Source organism: Daejeonella sp., assembly GCF_017495225.1.
In the GTDB taxonomy this organism is placed as follows: domain Bacteria; phylum Bacteroidota; class Bacteroidia; order Sphingobacteriales; family Sphingobacteriaceae; genus Daejeonella.
Map to the genome: position 1 here is coordinate 18,799 of NZ_JAFEIG010000015.1, position 17,274 is coordinate 36,072.

Annotated in this window: 17 protein-coding genes; 10 read left to right on the top strand and 7 right to left on the bottom strand. The window is 35.7% G+C overall.

All coding sequences use genetic code 11. The annotated features are described in order from the left end of the window. Positions 1 to 681: a class I SAM-dependent methyltransferase gene (locus QZ136_RS05855; RefSeq protein ID WP_291401386.1), complete on the bottom strand. Its 681-nt coding sequence runs from the start codon at positions 679 to 681 to the stop codon at positions 1 to 3. A gap of 71 nt (positions 682 to 752) precedes the next feature. Between QZ136_RS05855 and fabG the strand changes: the two genes are divergently transcribed. Both fabG and QZ136_RS05865 read left to right on the top strand, forming a co-directional pair. Next, positions 753 to 1,496, top strand: a complete 744-nt coding sequence (gene fabG / locus QZ136_RS05860) for a 3-oxoacyl-[acyl-carrier-protein] reductase (protein WP_291401387.1) — start codon at positions 753 to 755, stop codon at positions 1,494 to 1,496. Between the two features lie 175 nt (positions 1,497 to 1,671). Next, the gene (locus QZ136_RS05865) at positions 1,672 to 3,762 is read left to right on the top strand and encodes a hypothetical protein (protein ID WP_291401388.1); all 2,091 of its coding nucleotides are present in this window, start codon (positions 1,672 to 1,674) and stop codon (positions 3,760 to 3,762) included. A 1,312-nt stretch (positions 3,763 to 5,074) separates the two neighbouring features. Here QZ136_RS05865 and QZ136_RS05870 read toward each other — a convergent pair. From QZ136_RS05870 to carA, 3 genes are all read right to left on the bottom strand, one after another. Next, on the bottom strand, positions 5,075 to 5,398 hold the full coding sequence (locus QZ136_RS05870; protein ID WP_291401389.1) for a septum formation initiator family protein: 324 nt from the start codon (positions 5,396 to 5,398) through the stop codon (positions 5,075 to 5,077). 84 nt (positions 5,399 to 5,482) lie between these two features. Continuing rightward, complete coding sequence (gene eno / locus QZ136_RS05875) at positions 5,483 to 6,775, bottom strand: phosphopyruvate hydratase (protein ID WP_291401391.1); 1,293 nt, start codon at positions 6,773 to 6,775, stop codon at positions 5,483 to 5,485. Positions 6,776 to 6,829: 54 nt separating this feature from the next. Beyond that, positions 6,830 to 7,927 (bottom strand): glutamine-hydrolyzing carbamoyl-phosphate synthase small subunit, encoded by a 1,098-nt coding sequence (gene carA, locus QZ136_RS05880; RefSeq protein ID WP_291401393.1) that lies wholly within the window; start codon positions 7,925 to 7,927, stop codon positions 6,830 to 6,832. Between the two features lie 245 nt (positions 7,928 to 8,172). Here carA and panB point away from each other — a divergent pair, with 245 nt between their 5' ends. Then, on the top strand, positions 8,173 to 8,988 hold the full coding sequence (gene panB / locus QZ136_RS05885) for a 3-methyl-2-oxobutanoate hydroxymethyltransferase (RefSeq protein ID WP_291401395.1): 816 nt from the start codon (positions 8,173 to 8,175) through the stop codon (positions 8,986 to 8,988). 12 nt (positions 8,989 to 9,000) lie between these two features. Next, positions 9,001 to 9,732, top strand: a complete 732-nt coding sequence (locus tag QZ136_RS05890; RefSeq protein ID WP_291401397.1) for an RluA family pseudouridine synthase — start codon at positions 9,001 to 9,003, stop codon at positions 9,730 to 9,732. A gap of 121 nt (positions 9,733 to 9,853) precedes the next feature. Here QZ136_RS05890 and QZ136_RS05895 read toward each other — a convergent pair whose 3' ends face one another. Beyond that, positions 9,854 to 11,089, bottom strand: a complete 1,236-nt coding sequence (locus QZ136_RS05895; protein ID WP_291401399.1) for an isocitrate dehydrogenase (NADP(+)) — start codon at positions 11,087 to 11,089, stop codon at positions 9,854 to 9,856. 155 nt (positions 11,090 to 11,244) lie between these two features. Between QZ136_RS05895 and QZ136_RS05900 the strand changes: the two genes are divergently transcribed. After that, positions 11,245 to 11,667 carry a hypothetical protein gene (locus QZ136_RS05900; protein ID WP_291401401.1) on the top strand — a complete coding sequence of 141 codons (423 nt, stop codon included), beginning with the start codon at positions 11,245 to 11,247 and terminating at the stop codon, positions 11,665 to 11,667. Positions 11,668 to 11,682: 15 nt separating this feature from the next. On the opposite strand, the gene QZ136_RS05905 is transcribed toward QZ136_RS05900, so the two are convergent. Then, the gene (locus QZ136_RS05905; RefSeq protein WP_291401403.1) at positions 11,683 to 13,503 is read right to left on the bottom strand and encodes a DNA polymerase III subunit gamma/tau; all 1,821 of its coding nucleotides are present in this window, start codon (positions 13,501 to 13,503) and stop codon (positions 11,683 to 11,685) included. Positions 13,504 to 13,885: 382 nt separating this feature from the next. On the opposite strand from QZ136_RS05905, the gene rpsF reads away from it, so the two are divergent. The 4 genes from rpsF (at position 13,886) to mtgA (ending at position 15,772) form a co-directional block, all read left to right on the top strand. Continuing rightward, entirely contained in the window at positions 13,886 to 14,254 is a 369-nt protein-coding gene (gene rpsF / locus QZ136_RS05910; protein WP_291401405.1) for a 30S ribosomal protein S6, read from the top strand. Next, positions 14,254 to 14,517, top strand: coding sequence for a 30S ribosomal protein S18 (rpsR, locus tag QZ136_RS05915; RefSeq protein WP_276358931.1), 264 nt, complete (start codon positions 14,254 to 14,256; stop codon positions 14,515 to 14,517). The genes rpsF and rpsR overlap by 1 nt, the downstream gene beginning before the upstream one ends. Before the next feature lie 16 nt (positions 14,518 to 14,533). Beyond that, positions 14,534 to 14,977 (top strand): 50S ribosomal protein L9, encoded by a 444-nt coding sequence (rplI, locus tag QZ136_RS05920; protein WP_291401409.1) that lies wholly within the window; start codon positions 14,534 to 14,536, stop codon positions 14,975 to 14,977. 117 nt (positions 14,978 to 15,094) lie between these two features. Then, the gene (gene mtgA, locus QZ136_RS05925) at positions 15,095 to 15,772 is read left to right on the top strand and encodes a monofunctional biosynthetic peptidoglycan transglycosylase (RefSeq protein WP_291401411.1); all 678 of its coding nucleotides are present in this window, start codon (positions 15,095 to 15,097) and stop codon (positions 15,770 to 15,772) included. Positions 15,773 to 15,780: 8 nt separating this feature from the next. Here mtgA and QZ136_RS05930 read toward each other — a convergent pair whose 3' ends face one another. Next, positions 15,781 to 16,254: an ABC transporter ATPase gene (locus QZ136_RS05930; protein WP_291401413.1), complete on the bottom strand. Its 474-nt coding sequence runs from the start codon at positions 16,252 to 16,254 to the stop codon at positions 15,781 to 15,783. A gap of 240 nt (positions 16,255 to 16,494) precedes the next feature. Between QZ136_RS05930 and QZ136_RS05935 the strand changes: the two genes are divergently transcribed. Further along, positions 16,495 to 17,247 carry a DUF3575 domain-containing protein gene (locus QZ136_RS05935; protein WP_291401415.1) on the top strand — a complete coding sequence of 251 codons (753 nt, stop codon included), beginning with the start codon at positions 16,495 to 16,497 and terminating at the stop codon, positions 17,245 to 17,247. Positions 17,248 to 17,274: the final 27 nt, after the last annotated feature.

Below are 17,274 nucleotides of genomic sequence, written 5' to 3' on the forward strand. Positions count from 1 at the left end.
TTAATTTTTTTTTGCCCAGCAAACAGCCCACATTAAGTATTTTGAGAGTAGGTCAACCTCTTTAAAGCCTGCATTTTTCAAATTATCGAGATGCCAGCCTACAGGGCTATGAAAATCATGCGCATCCTGATGTTCCATCCACATCTTCCAATTTTCTTCTGTAGAGCCGAGTTTGAAAGCTTCCTCCTTCCAGCAAGCAATATTTTTAAAATAAATATCATCTGTAATCCCACGAGTTTGATCTGCGAAAATGAAAATTCCACCCCCTTTCAGTGATTGATATACATTTTTGTACAATTCAAACTTGAATGGATCTTCCACATGGTGAATGGCAATGCTCGACATCACTAAATCATATTCAGCAGTCGGCAAATGCATCGTTTTGAAATCGGCTTGTAGGTAGTTTATATTTGATTTATGGGCAAAACGTTTCTTGCATTCTTCTAAAATATCTTCCGAAAGATCTAAGACATCAATCTGAGCATCAGGAAATTGTTCAATAATTTTTTGAGTCAGATTACCAGTCCCGCAACCTAAATCTAATATCCGTAAAGGCTTAAAATCACCCTTTAAGTATAAAAACATGTTGTTTAATAACTCATCATAGCGAGGTACACATTTCCTGATTAGGTCTGAATAGCTGCTACTTAATTGATCATAAAACTCTTCAACATTTTCCATAAATTGCTTTATGCGATAATTTGTATGATATTTTTAATAAAAACCCTAATTTCACAGTTTTAATATTCATTATGAAATTACTCGAAGGAAAAGTAGCATTAATAACTGGTGCATCAAAAGGTATCGGTAGAAAAATCGCTGAAAAATTTGCCGAACATGGTGCAGATGTGGCGTTTACCTATTTATCATCTGTTGAAAAAGGTGAGGCGCTTCAACAAGAATTGCAAAGTTTTGGTACTAAAGTGAAGGGTTATCGCTCAGATGCCTCTAATTTTGATGATGCCGAAAAGCTAATCAATGATATTGTTGCTGATTTCGGTACAATCGATATCGTGGTTAATAATGCAGGAATAACCAAAGATGGCTTATTGATGCGTATGACCGAAGAAAATTGGGATGATGTGCTAAACATCAATTTGAAATCTATTTTTAACGTGACTAAAGCTGCATCAAAAGTAATGATGAAAAACCGTAAGGGTGTTTTCATCAATATGAGCTCTGTAGTTGGTGTTCAGGGAAATGCTGGTCAGGCTAATTATGCTGCTTCTAAAGCAGGAATTATTGGATTTTCGAAATCAGTAGCTAAAGAATTAGGCTCCAGAAATATTCGTACCAATGTGGTGGCACCAGGTTTTATCCGTACAGAAATGACTGATGTACTTGATCCTAAGGTAGTTGAAGGTTGGGCACAAGCAATTCCTTTGAAACGTGCCGGCGAAACAGATGATGTTGCCAATTTATGTGTTTTCCTTGGCTCGGATATGAGTGGATATATCACCGGACAGGTTATTCCTGTTGATGGGGGCATGCTTTAGATAGATGTGAGATATGAGATTATAGATGTGAGACGATAATTTTTCTCACATCTCATATCTCCCATCTCATATCTCAAGTCTCATATCTCAAGTCTCATATCTCACGTCTCATATCTCACGTCTCATATCTCATATCTCAAGTCTCATATCTCAAGTCTCCCATCTAAATCATAACATGCCTTTTTTGTTACAAATACAATTTACAACGCATTCATTTTTTTGGCTCCTTGGGTGTTTAGGGCTGGGAATTGCTTATGCTTTTGTTTTGTATGGGAATCCGGTAAACTTTAAAAACTCACTTAAAGGGCTTCTTTTCGCTACTCGCGCTATCTTAATTACATTGATTGCTTTTTTGTTAGTGGCTCCAATGGTAAAAACTACTCAAGAGCGACTCGAAAAGCCTTTGATTATCTTGGCTTTAGATAATTCGTCTTCGATTTTAAATTCAAAAGCTTCAAATTTTGATCCGAAAAGCTATGTGAGTCAGATTAAAAATCTTGAAAAAGATCTTTCTGCTGACTATGACTTAAGGACTTTTTATTTTGATTCTGAAATAAAAGAAGGTCTGAAAACAACTTTTGATGGTAATCAGACAGATATTTCTAAGCTTTTTAAGCAAGTAAATGATCAATTCTCTAATCGGAATATTGGTGCCATTATTTTAGCGAGTGATGGTATTTACAATCGGGGAGGGAATCCTCAATATGAAAGTCAGAAAATCCCTGCACCAATTTATACCATCGCTCTTGGCGATACCATTGCCAAACGTGACTTATTGATTTCTAACATCAATTATAATGAAATAGCTTATCTAGGCAATGATTTTGAGATAGAAATCAATCTGGAGGCTTTTCAAGCTAAGGGTAGCACCTCAATTTTAACTGTTTCATCGCCCAGCGGCATTGTTTATTCTAAGTCCATTTCTATTAGTTCGAATGAATTTAGACAAAGTTTCAAAGCAATACTACCTGCTAGTCGTTTAGGTTTACAATCTTTTAAGATTCAAGTCTCAAAACTCAACAATGAATGGTCGCTTGAAAATAATTCCCAATCTATTTTTGTGGAGGTTATCAATGGCAAAAAGCAGGTTTTAATTCTTGCAAGTGCCCCACATCCTGACCTTACTGCCCTAAAACAATCTCTTGAGAACAATAAAAATTATGCAGTTAAAGTGCTTTTAGCAAGCGATTTTAAAATTTCTGATAGTCGCGATGCGGATTTAATAATTTTACATCAAATCCCCTCAAAGTCAAACAAGGCTTTGGATATTATACGTCAGACGAGTAATAAATCTCGTTTATTTATTTTGGGTGCCCAAAGTGATATCCCAGCTTTTAACTCCGCTCAATCAATTTTGGGAATTAGCAGTCCCGGAATGATGCAAGAAGCTTTAGCAAACATAAAAACTGATTTTTATGCTTTTACCTTGTCGGAAGCCAATAAACTTAAAATCCGCAATTTTAGTCCTCTGCTGACCCCTTTTGGCACTTATACCCTCAAAGGCCCTTCTACCGCTCTCATGACCCAGCAAATAGGTCAAACAGCAACTGACCGACCTTTATTAGTTTTTGCAGAAGAAAATGGCTTAAGAACAGGTATTTTAACTGGGGAGGGTTTTTGGAGATGGCGTTTAGAAGATTTCCAGGAGAATTCGAATCATGATGCTAGCAATGAATTGCTGCAGAAAACTGTTCAATATTTGGTGAGTAGTGATGATAAAAGAAAATTTAGGGTTTATACTTCAAAGAATACATTTGATGAAAATGAAGCGCTTATACTTAATGCGGAGCTTTATAATGATGCTTTTGACTTAGTAAATACATCAGATGTGAATATTAGTCTAAAAAATAATTCAGGTAAGACTTTTTCATATTTATTTTCTAAAACATCGAATGCTTACCAGCTTAAGGCAGGTATTTTACCTTCTGGGACATATACTTATCAGGCGAAAACTAGTCTTGGGAAGAATAATTATCAAGCTGAGGGACAATTTATCATCAATGCACACCAACTTGAGTTAAAGCAGAGTGTGGCCAATCATCAATTATTGTACCTGATGGCGAGTCAAAATGGCGGTAAAATGCTGTTTCCCAATGAAATAAGTTCCATTCCTGATTTAATAAAAGCTAATGAAACTGTTAAAACGATTTCCTTTGAGGATCGTACTTATGAGGAATTAATCAGTCTAAAAGCATTGTTCTTTTTAATCTTATCCCTTCTTACATTGGAGTGGTTTGTTAGGAAAAGAAATGCGGAGTTGAGATAGGGGAATAGGAAAGACTTGGCTGGTACAATGACCACACCGACCAGAGGAGTGATGTTTCCAGCTGATCCCAAACCCTGATTTAAAATATATTACAAATAGTATTTTTTAAGTTAATTTATTATCTTTAAACAAAGATTAGATGTTTTCAATAGAATATGAAAATCTTTTAAAGTGAAAGTGTCAATATAAAATCCAAATAAAAATGAATTCATTAAATTTTAAGGGAATCTTAACTAAGATTATGAATATAAAATTATTGTTTTTTGTAGGGAATATTTGCTTCATTAGCGGTTTAGTATTGAAAATTATGCATTTAAGCCCTATTCTTGCTGATTTTTTAATCGGATTCTCCCTATCGACAGTTATTTTATTAATCTACGTTGTTTTTAGAAAACTTGAATCTAAATGATGTTTCCCATACTGTCCATAGAGTTTTCATCGATTTCAAAAATTGATTTTTCATTATAATAGAAAGGCTGTTGTGCGGTTTTAGCGCGGCGCCTCTACGGATTATCAAATAAATGGAGTCACATTTGATAAAAATAATTTCTTTTTAATTAAATATATTTTATATTTATTAATAAATATAGATTATTGTTTAATAGCGTATTATGAAAAAGAAAACCTATTTAGTAGTTTTATTTATCATTGGGATTTTAATGGTGAGTGCTTGGGTTGTAAAAGAGGGAATAAAAGACGGAAGAAAAGTAAAAGTTAGTAGTCAAAACTAATTTTTGCTTTTATACTGTCTTCATTGTTATTTTTTATGTAGATAGTCAATTGGGGCCTATGCTCCAGACTGATTAATAGTAAATATTTAAATTTTGTTATTGATAATATGAAAAAGAAAATTAAAACCTATTTAATAGTTGTAATAATCATTGGGATTGTAATTGCCTCGAACTGGGAACCTATCAAAGCTGGTGCAATTGATGGTTGGAATGGTTCCTATAATAACATTTATTAATTTATAGGGGGTTAAAAGTCTTTATAAAAAAGTTCCCTCACTTCGTTCGGGATGACAGGTGCATGGCGTTTTAAAAACGATGTCATCCCGAAACCTGCCCTTCAGCAGGTGAGGGACCTTCGCTAAGTACAAAAAACGTGCATTTATAAAAAATTACTCTCATTATTTCCCTCAAACATTCGGGATGACAGGTGCATAGCGTTCAAAAAACGATGTCATACCGAAACCTGCCCTTCCGCAGGTGAGGGACCTTCGTTAAAGATTTTTCAATGTCGGGAGTCTCCAGACTCCTCTTCAAATAAACAATGAAATCTTTAGTGCTGTTTGAAACCTTGCTGGATTAACTTATTTCCCAAAAAAAGAACTTTCTTCTTCCTTCGGTGCTTCCTCAATGATTACAAAGACATCTTCATTCTCTTTTTTCATGAGGTATTTTTCACGAGCAAATTTTTCAAGCTTACCTTGGTTGGTAGTAAGTTCGTTTAGATCTTTGACCACTTTAGCAGTTTCTTGGGTGTAGAATTCTTTTTCTGCTTTTAACTTATTTACCTGAGTGCGGTATTCATATTGCGACATCAGATCATTACGATCAAAAAATAACATCCAAGCAAGAAATGCAACACTTGCAATCAGATACTTGTTTCGAATTATATTTAAAAGTCTGGTCATCAATACAAATATAAAACAAAAACATCCTAAGATTTATAATCTTAGGATGTTTTATTGATAAACATTCTTAAAAAAGAATATTTATTATTGAATATATTTAAAGCTCTTACCTAAAAAGCGTGCATTGCTGCCTAATTCTTCTTCGATACGGAGCAATTGATTGTATTTTGCTATCCTGTCTGAACGTGATGCAGAACCAGTCTTAATTTGTCCGCAATTTAATGCCACCGCAAGATCCGCAATGGTATAATCTTCAGTCTCGCCAGAACGGTGACTCATTACCGAGGTATAGCCATTATTTTGAGCTAAAGAAACCGCGTTGATGGTTTCGGTAAGGGTACCAATCTGATTTACTTTAACCAAAATTGAATTAGCTGTCTCGTTATCGATACCCTGTTGTAATCTTTTTACATTGGTAACGAACAAATCATCACCTACTAATTGAACTTTAGATCCAATTTTTTCAGTTAATAATTTCCAACCTGCCCAATCATCCTCAGCCATACCATCTTCAATTGAAATGATAGGATATTTAGCCGCTAATTGAGCTAAGTATTCAGCTTGTTCAGCGCTAGTTCTGATTGCACCTTTCTCACCTTCAAATTTTGTATAATCGTATTTTCCATCTTTGTAAAACTCAGATGCAGCACAGTCGAAGGCCAAGAAAATATCTTTTCCAGCTTTATAACCCGCTTTTTCAATTGCTTGAAGGATAGTTTCCACACCATCTTCAGTGCCTTCAAATTTAGGAGCAAAACCACCTTCATCACCAACAGCAGTTGATAATCCACGATCATGTAAAATCTTTTTCAAAGTATGGAAAACCTCTGTTCCCCAGCGTAATGCTTCAGAGAATGAAGAAGCGCCAGCAGGCATAATCATAAATTCTTGGAATGCGATAGGGGCATCAGAGTGCGATCCACCATTCACGATATTCATCATTGGAATAGGTAGGGTATTAGCATTTACACCACCAATGTAGCGGTATAATGGCTGGCGACTCTCCTGAGCGGCAGCTTTTGCTACAGCTAATGAAACACCAAGAATTGCGTTGGCACCTAAATTTCCTTTGTTTTCTGTCCCGTCAATCTCAAGAAGCAATTTATCAATACTATTTTGTTCAAATACATCAATTCCTACTAATTCCTGAGCGATTTTTTCATTTACATTGGCAACAGCTTTTAAAACACCTTTACCCAGGTAAACAGATTTATCATTATCACGAAGCTCAACAGCCTCATGAATACCAGTTGAAGCACCTGAAGGTACCGCTGCACGGCCAATTATGCCATTTTCGGTGGTTACATCTACTTCGATAGTTGGATTTCCGCGTGAATCCAGAATTTGTCTTGCGTGTACGTCGAGGATTATACTCATCTTATTTTTTCTTTATTGATACTATTTTTTTACTAAGTGTACAATGTACACTAATTAATTGAGCATTGCTACAAAATCGTCAAAAAGATATCTTGAATCATGTGGGCCCGGTGAAGATTCTGGGTGATATTGTACAGAAAAGGCTTTTTTACCCTTCACACGGATACCTTCAATAGATTGATCATTTAGATTGATATGGGTAATTTCTACCTTATCTGATTGCCTAACATCATCAGGAATCACTCCGAAACCATGATTTTGAGAGGTTACTTCGCAATGATTGATAATTACATTTTTTACCGGATGATTTAATCCCCTATGGCCATTAAACATCTTCATGGTGCGAATATCATTAGCAAGAGCTAAAAGCTGATGTCCTAAACAAATTCCAAACAATGGTTTCTCTGCTGCTAAAATTGCTTTTACTGTCTCAATAGCGTAGGGCATCGCTGATGGGTCGCCAGGGCCGTTGGAAATGAAGTATCCATCTGGATTCCATTTTTCCATTTCCGCAAATGTTGTTTTTGCTGGAAATACTTTTGATAAAACCCCTCTGCTATCGAAGTTTCTAAGGATATTTTTCTTTACACCTAAGTCAAGAACTGCTACACGCTTGGCTGCGTTTTTATCGCCGTACTCATAGGATTCTTTTGTGGATACTTGGGAAGATAATTCCAATCCATCCATCGAAGGTACAGCAGCTAATTTCTTCTTCAACTCCTCGATATCCAGAATTTCTGAAGAAATAATAGCATTCATAGCTCCCTTAGCACGAATATGACGTACTAATGAGCGGGTATCCACGTCCGAAATACCTACGATATGCTCGTCCTGAAAATAATCTTGAATAGAAGTATCAGCTTGTTTTCTACTGTAAGTGATATTAAAGTTCTTACAAACTAGTCCGGCAATTTTAATATTGTCTGACTCAACTTCGTCTTTATGAATTCCGTAATTCCCAATATGTGAATTGGTTGTTACCATGATCTGTCCGAAATAAGAAGGATCTGTAAAGATCTCCTGATAACCGGTCATCCCTGTGTTGAAACAAATTTCACCTGTGGTAGTACCAATTTTTCCTGCTGCTTTTCCATGGTATATTGTTCCATCTTCCAGGAGCAAAATTGCCGGCAATTTGATGTAAGTATTCATTGAATAAAATTTGAAAAGAGATTTAAAATCGATTGAAAAGCAATGATTTCGGAAGATTTTCCGCAGTGTAGAGGGAAGTATTTTACTTCATATTTCACGTTTACAAATTTAGGTAATTATTACGAAATCTGAAAGTGTTTGATGAAGGAATTGTAAATTTGTTTTAAATGCATGATTTTGAAAGATTTTGACTGTGTATTCTTTCTATTAATCCTAACTTTGATTTTTATTAAAAACCCTGCTACATGTCTGTACATAAAGAGGTAAAGCGGATCACCACGAATACGATCCTTGAAATGAAGCAAAAGGGCGAGAAAATCGCCATGCTGACTTCTTACGATTATTCTATGGCTACCATCGTTGATGAAGGTGGAATTGATGTGATTTTGGTTGGCGACTCGGCGTCAAACGTGATGGCGGGTCATGAAACTACTTTACCGATCACACTCGATCAGATGATTTATCATGCTGCATCGGTAGTTAGGGCTGTTAAGCGGGCTTTGGTGGTTGTCGACCTGCCCTTTGGTTCTTACCAGGGTAATTCAAAGGAAGCTCTTAATTCTGCTATTAGAATAATGAAAGAATCGGGTGCTCATGCTGTGAAGTTGGAAGGCGGACTTGAAATTAAGGAGTCGGTTGAGCGCATCATTAATGCAGGAATACCAGTTATGGGTCACTTGGGTTTAACACCTCAATCGATTTACAAATTTGGAACCTATACCGTTCGCGCAAAAGAAGAGGCTGAGGCAGCAAAATTGAAGAGTGATATTTTAGTCCTTCAAGAAGCAGGCTGTTTTTCGGTTGTGCTCGAGAAAATTCCTGCTCAATTGGCATTGGAGGTTACAAAATCGGTTAAAATTCCTACTATTGGCATTGGTGCTGGTTCTAATTGTGACGGACAAGTATTGGTAATTAATGACATGATAGGCCTTACAAAAGGTTTTAAGCCCCGTTTTTTAAGACAATACTTGAATCTTTTTGAGGAGATAAACGGTGCTGTTCAATCTTATGTGAAAGATGTTAAGGCGGGTGATTTTCCTAACGAAAAGGAACAATATTAAGATTAAGGTTGAATGGCTGTTCCTGAAAATAAAAAATCTAAATTTCCTGTACTTTCGCCAGATATCACTGATAAAGATATCTTGTTTGAGGATAATCATTTAATTGCTGTCAACAAGCGTGCTGGCGATATTGTGCAGGTTGATGATACTGGTGATGAATCGCTAGATGAAAAAGTTAAGCGATACATTGCTCAAAAATATAATAAACCTAATGGCGCATTTTTAGGTGTAGTACACCGCCTCGACCGCCCAGTTAGCGGGGTGATTTTATTTGCGAAAACTAGCAAAGCCCTTGATCGTATCAATAAAATGTTCAAAAACAGGGACATGCACAAGACTTATTGGGCGGTAGTTCGCAACAGACCAGCTATGGAGTCGGGAACGCTCATTCATTGGCTTGTAAAAAATCCTCAAAAAAATGTAACCAAAGCTTATGAAAAAGAAGTCCCTGGGAGTCAGCGTGCCGAACTTCATTATAAATTAATCGGTGAGCTGGGTGGTTATTATTTAATTGAAGTTGACCCAATTACTGGTCGCCCACATCAAATTAGAGTTCAATTATCAACCCTCGATTGCCCAATTGTGGGAGATAATAAATATGGTTATCCTCGCGGAAGTTTGAAGAAAAGTATTTGCCTACACGCTCGAAAACTGCAATTTTTACATCCTGTGAAGCAGGAGCCTGTCAATATTTTTGCCACTCTGCCTAAAGATGGTTTTTGGGAGCGTTTTGAAGATTTTTAAGCTAAATTTTTCTATTAATTTAATGGAAATCCAAAAATTGAATAAAATCCATTAAAAAAAGATAAAAAAATAGCCGCCATATTAAAATAGGGCGGCTATTTGCTTTTAAAGCTATTTAGAATTAAGCCAATTTCGCTTTTAAGTTCTGATCAATTGCATCAAGGAACTCCTCAGTATATAGGTAGTGGTCTCCGTGACTTACTTTATTACCGTGAATACAAACGGCAAGATCTTTAGTCATTTTTCCGCTTTCAACAGTCTCAATACAAACTTGCTCTAAAGCATGGCAGAAATTAATCAACTCTTGGTTATTATCTAATTTACCACGGAATTCTAAGCCTCTAGTCCATGCAAAAATAGATGCAATTGGATTGGTTGAAGTTGGCTTTCCAGCCTGATGATCACGGTAGTGACGTGTAACGGTACCGTGTGCTGCTTCTGCTTCCATTGTTCCTCCATCTGGAGTAATTAAAACTGAAGTCATCAACCCTAAAGAACCAAATCCTTGCGCTACTGTATCCGATTGAACATCACCATCATAATTCTTACAAGCCCAAACGAAATTACCATTCCATTTTAGAGCAGAAGCAACCATGTCATCAATTAAACGGTGCTCGTAAGTAATTCCTGCTGCATCAAATTTGGTCTTAAATTCATTTTGATAAACCTCTTCAAAAATATCTTTAAAGCGACCATCGTACTTTTTAAGAATTGTATTTTTTGTAGAAAGATAAAGTGGCCATTTTTTTGATAATGCCTGATTAAAACATGCACGAGCAAAGCCAAAAATACTTTCATCTGTATTGTACATAGCAAGAGCTACACCATCACCTTTGAAATTATACACTTCAAAAGATTGAGTTTCGCCACCATCCTCTGGAGTGAAGGTGATTGTTAATTTCCCTTTTCCTTTAGTTACAAAATCAGTAGCACGGTATTGATCACCAAAAGCATGACGACCGATACAAATTGGAGCAGTCCAGTTTGGAACCAAACGCGGAACATTATTCATTACGATAGGCTCACGGAAAACAGTACCATCAAGAATATTTCTGATTGTACCATTTGGCGACTTCCACATTTGCTTAAGCTTGAATTCTTGAACACGAGCTTCATCAGGAGTGATAGTGGCACATTTAATTCCCACACCATATTGTTTGATTGCATTTGCTGCATCAATGGTCACCTGATCATTCGTTTCATCACGATATTCCATTCCAAGATCGTAATATTTGATATCCAATTCAAGATAAGGAGTGATAAGTTTATCCTTAATAAACTTCCAGATAATTCTGGTCATTTCATCACCATCCAATTCAACTACCGGATTTGCAACTTTAATTTTCTGTACTGACATATAATAATAATGAGGTTTTTGCAATTTGTCCAAAGATAGGAATTTTGAATACACCTGAAAATTTGAAGGCTATGAAATTTGTTAATTTTTAATTCTTTTTTAAAAACTTATACAAATCCGACTTGTTTAATTATCAAAGATATAGAAGCAAAGAGATGGAAATTAAACGTAAAAAGGTGAAGGGGATTAAGCCAGATCGGACTGATAGAGATGAGGCCTTGAAGGAAGATTTACACATGGAAATTAATGTAGATGATTTAGCCTTCGATCAGGATAAAAATAGTTATGAGATGGATGTAATTGCAGACGATCCCGATTATATTCATCATAATCCTTATGATACTGCGGTTGAAAATGGGAGCGATGCACTCTCTGATTTTGATGAAGCTAATCCTACAGCAATAAAGGAATATGATAAAAATGCCAGTCTGGAGACAGATTTGGATGTTTTGGCGATGCATGTTCAGTCGGAAGAGGATAGCCTTGCAGATGAAGAAAGCTTTTCAGAAACTCCAGAAGATAATCGTGATGACCTTGATGCTGAAGGTTACCCTAAAAATGATCGTAAAATTAAATGATATTTGAGATAAGAATTAATAATCTAAATCCAGATTAAATTTTCGCTTAAATTCATCCAAATGCGGGTTCTTTTGAAGCATGTGCTCATACTTTTCAGATGAAGTATAAAGGCGTTTTTTTTGCGTTTGCTCTATCTGCTTGGTTTGCAGGTCGATACTGAAGTTTTTCAGTTGCACACGTAAAAAGTTCAATAAATCAACTTTTTCTGAGCTTAGCAAATCTTCTTGAATCTTATTTTCGATGGGTAGCTCAATGATGTAATTTTCAAGTAAAACAGGTGTGTAGGCTGTCATGATGGTGAAAATATTGATTTTTCCATCTTTTTTAATCTTCTCAGCATAACTATTCCAGAAATTGAGCATCATGTCGGAGTTAAACTCAATTTTACTGTCGCCGCTCAAATACTCTGGCTCAAGCTCCTCTTTTTTTGAGTAATTTGCCCCTAAATCATTTAAATTCGGTATCAAGCTACTATTTAATCCAACAGAAAGCTTGGGTATAACATTTGATTTTGGAATTTCTATTTTCGGAACTTCCTGTATGGGTGTAATTGCCTTATTTTCAACTACTTGTGTTGGTTTTTCGGGTTCTGGCGCACTTGCAACAAGGGGAGGAGCAGGGCTTGCAGTAGCCTTAATTGGCATTGCAGACTCAGAAACTACAGTTTCATCTACTGATTTAAGTTTTTTTTTTATTTGACCGTCCTGAATGGCCGGAATTCCTGCTGCTGAAAGATTTACGGCAGCGGGTATGTGGCAGAGTTTGATGAGAGTGAGCTCAACTTGTAACCTTTGATTTTTACTCGTTTTATAATTTAAATCGCATTGATTGCTGATGTTCAGTGCAGAAATTAAGAAGGAGAGAGATGAGGCTTGCGACTGACTATTATATTTTTGTCGAATACCTTCACTCACTTCAAGTAATTTTAAGGTTGAAGCATCTTTACAAACCAATAAATTCCTGAAATGGGAGGCTAATCCGGTGATGAAATGATTCCCATCGAAGCCATTTCCTAAAATTTCATCGAAAATCAGAAGTGAATTTGCTACATCTTCAGAAAGGATGGCATCAGTTAATTTAAAATAGTAATCATAATCTAGGATGTTAAGATTATCGATTACCGACTTATAATTGACGTTTTTACTTGAAAAACTGACAATTTGATCGAACATCGACAAGGCATCTCGGAGTCCGCCGTCTGCTTTTTGCGCAATTAAATGAAGTCCATCTTCATCATAAGCAATGCCTTCTTTTTGTGCAATTTCTGCCAAATGAAGGGCAATATCTTCTACCCTGATGCGATTAAAATCAAATATCTGACATCTAGATAATATGGTAGGCAATATTTTATGCTTTTCTGTAGTGGCCAGAATGAAAATAGCATAATTAGGAGGTTCCTCTAATGTTTTCAGAAAGGCATTAAAAGCCTGTTGTGAAAGCATGTGGACCTCATCAATGATATAAATCTTGTATTTCCCTGATTGAGGTGGGATACGAACTTGCTCAATTAAGCTTCTAATATCTTCAACAGAGTTGTTTGAGGCAGCATCTAGTTCATGAATACTAAAAGAGTTCCCATTTTGGAATGAGATACAGGAGTGGCATGTTCCGCAGGCTTCGGCATCGGGACTTAAATTCTCGCAGTTAATGGTTTTAGCGAGTATCCTTGCGCAGGTAGTTTTACCCACACCTCGCGGTCCGCAGAAAAGAAATGCCTGAGCAAGCTGATTATTTTTAATGGCATTTTTTAAGGTACCAGTTATATGTAGCTGACCTACAACGGTTTGGAACGTTGCTGGTCTGTACTTTCTCGCTGAAACTATAAAATTATCCATTGCTGCTAAATTAGAAAGAGGAATGGGTTAAACCAAACTAAATGGATTTTTTTTATCTACATTTTTATAATGGTATGATTAAGCATTTTATTCTTCTGAAATTTGATAAGATAAACGATTAACAGAGGCATTTTAGCTAGCTTTTTTCATATTGACGAACGATGTATGTTATGAAATTTGTGAGTTTAAAATGATTGAGAGAACAAAATCTGCCCAATTTGTGAGGAAATAATAGAGAAACATCTTGTGGATAAGGTGATTGATATCAATCTTTCCGAAAAACCCTTGATAAATAGAAAATTATATCTATTTTTGCATCCCGCTTTGTAGCCTGTTTAGGAGCATGGTGGATAAATAATTTATAAAAAAACAAAAAGCAACAATGCAACAGTACGAAACAGTGATCATTCTGACCCCGTTGTTATCTGAAGAAGCTGCGAAAGAGGTATTAACCAAATTCAACAAGCTTATGACTGATAACGGAGCCGAAATTGTCCATGAAGACAATTGGGGTTTGAAAAAACTAGCGTATCCGATTCAAAAGAAGACAACAGGATACTATCACCTAACTACATTCAAAGCTCCGGGTGAGTTTATTAACAAACTTGAAGTTGAATACAAACGCGATGAACGTGTTATGCGTTTTCTAACTGTATCATTGGATAAGCATGCACTTGCATTCAGTGAGAAGAAGCGTAGCGGAGCCTTCAACAAGAACAAGGAAACTAAAACTGAGGAGGTAGCAAAATAATGGCAAAAGATCAAATCCAATACGTAACTGCTCCGAAAGTAGACGAGAGCCGTAAAAAGTATTGCCGTTTTAGAAAAAACGGTATTAAATACATCGATTACAAAGACGCTAACTTTTTATTAAAGTTTATTAACGATCAAGGTAAAGTTTTACCACGTCGTTTAACAGGAACTTCATTAAAGTTTCAGCGTAAAGTGGCACAAGCTGTTAAGCGTGCTCGCCATATCGGTTTATTACCTTATGTTACAGATTCATTAAAATAAGAGGGAGATAAGCGAAATGGAACTAATTTTAAAACAAGACATCAAGAATCTCGGAGAGAAAGATGATGTAGTAAATGTGAAACCAGGTTATGGTCGTAACTTCCTTATTCCTAAGGGTTATGCTACACTTGCGACTGAATCTGCAAAGAAAGTTTTAGCTGAAAATTTAAAGCAAGCTGCTTTCAAGCAAGATAAAATCAAGAAAGACGCTGATGCTATTGCAGCTAGATTAGAAGGTGTTAAACTTTCTATCGGTGCTAAAGCTGGTGAAACTGGAAAGATTTTCGGTTCAGTAAACACTATTCAAATTGCTGACGCATTAAAGAAAGAAGGATTTGACGTTGATCGTCGCCGTATTACTTTTGATGTAGAGCCTAAATTTGTTGGTGAATACATTGCAAACCTAAACCTACACAAAGAAGTAAAAGTTAAAGTTACTTTTGAAGTAGTAGCAGAATAATTTCCATTTTCCGATTTTTTCGGTGTATAATTTGGAAATAAATTATAATTTTAATGCCTTCTACATTTGTAGAAGGCATTTTTTGTTTTAAAAATCATCAAACCTAATTCTAAGCATTTGAAAAAGCTCTGGAATATAATTCGTAAAGTAGCCTTATGGTTTTTTGCCATCACTTTTATTTGGGTGCTATTGCTCCGTTTTATTAATCCCCCGATTACCTATTTGATGCTACAGCGTGGTTTTGAGCGTAAAGCCGATGGCAAGGAGTGGAAAATTGAAAAGGATTGGCTTGACATTGAAGACCTCTCAAATAATTTAAAACGAGCTGCTCTTGCCGGTGAAGATGCTAATTTTTTAAATCATTGGGGTTTTGATTTTAAGGCAATGAGCAAGGCACTTGAGAAGAATCAAAAAGGTAAAAAGATACGTGGGGGAAGCACAATTAGTCAGCAGACAGCCAAAAACGTCTTTCTATGGCCTGGTAGATCCTATATCCGTAAGGCCTTTGAAGCCTATTTTACAGTTTTGATCGAATTGTTATGGGGTAAGGAACGTATTCTCGAGGTTTATTTAAATGTGATTGAAATGGGTGATGGAATTTATGGCGCCGAAGCTGCAACTCAAAAGTATTTTGGGAAATCAGCGCATAGCATGAGTAAATCGCAAGCTGCATTAATTATTGCGGTTTTGCCAAACCCGCTACGTTGGAACCCTTCAAGACCAACACGTTATATTTATTATAAACAAGGACTGATACTCCGAAATATGAGAAATCTGGAAAAGTTGCCTTTTTAATCGAAGGCTTAAATGCTAAAAACTCGAGCATGCCAGCTATCCTTTAAGGGGATTTCCCAGCTAGATTTTAATTCTTTTCTGGTCTGAATCAGATTATTGAATACTAGCGTATTCTCATTTACCTGACCACTTTTAATTAGTTCTTCAAAATCTTCTCTACCACAGCTCTTTAGCTCATCATTAAGTTTAAATGCGACTCTAAATCTATCGAATAGATCTATGTTAAACTTCTGTTCGATATCCTTCATTAAAGCCACTGATTTATCGATGCTGCATCCTGTTGCTCCTGCCACCTGTTCATCCACAGAAAGTACAATAAATTGATGGTGAATCACTTCTCCAAGTGCTGCTAAATCATGCCCATGTGCTTGCCAATTACTAGTGAAATTGTTTAGTATTTGTAGAATTGCCGACTCTTCTTCTTGATTAAGAATGCGGTTGGACTGGTAGATCCAGATTCTTGAATGTTCAGAAATTTGCATGTTCAAAAATACAGTATTTCTCTCGATTTTTGATTTCCGTTTATTATTTAAATTGCTTTTTTCTTAAATATTCTATAATCTAATAGATTTGAATTTTTATTGAGATATTCGTAATTTTAATGCTATTGGCTTTATAATTAGAATAAAAACCATTTTAAATTTTGCTTTAAATCAATTTTTTATATTTATTTTTTAATTTAAAATTAAATATTTTACTTTGTATGATTATTAATTTATAGAATGAAAAAAACTGGACTAACCTTTATTTTCCTACTGTTTGTGGGATTTTGTTTTGCTCAAGATATTGAACAGAACAATGAAAAACCAATTTCTAAAGACGGTAAAAATCTATTAAAGATTAACCTTTTGTCTCTTCCTTTAAAAAATTATTCTTTAGGATTTGAGCATAAACTTGGCAAAAAAATCACTGCCGGTATAGGTTATAGATTTATGCCTAATGGTCAGATGCCATTTTTGTCGAAGATTAAAACTTTTGTAGATGATCCCGATGTGGCAAAACAACTCAATGAGCTTTACGTTAGTAATACTGCTATTTCCCCTGAAATTAGATTTTATCTAGGTAAACAAGCTATGCGTGGATTTTACCTGGCACCATTTTCACGTATCAGTAATTATAAAATTGCTGTTCCTATTGAGTATGAAGAAAATAATATAAAAGAGAGTATTCCAATGAGTGGTGAATTGAAAACATTCACTGCTGGCTTGCAAATAGGTGCTCAGTGGAAATTGGGAGGTAGAGTTTACCTTGATTGGTGGATATTGGGTCCACAATACGGTAAAGCTAATGGTAGCTTGTCTGGTAAAAAAGCTTTAACTGCAAATGAACAAGCAGAAATTAGAAAAGAGCTTGAGGGACTTGATATTCCTTTCGTTACAACTACTACCACTGTTAATTCAAGTGGTGCTCGCTTGGATATTAAAGGTCCATGGGCAAGTATTAGAGCAGGTTTGAATCTTGGGTTTAGATTTTAATTTTCTTTAAGTTTTATGTTTATAAAG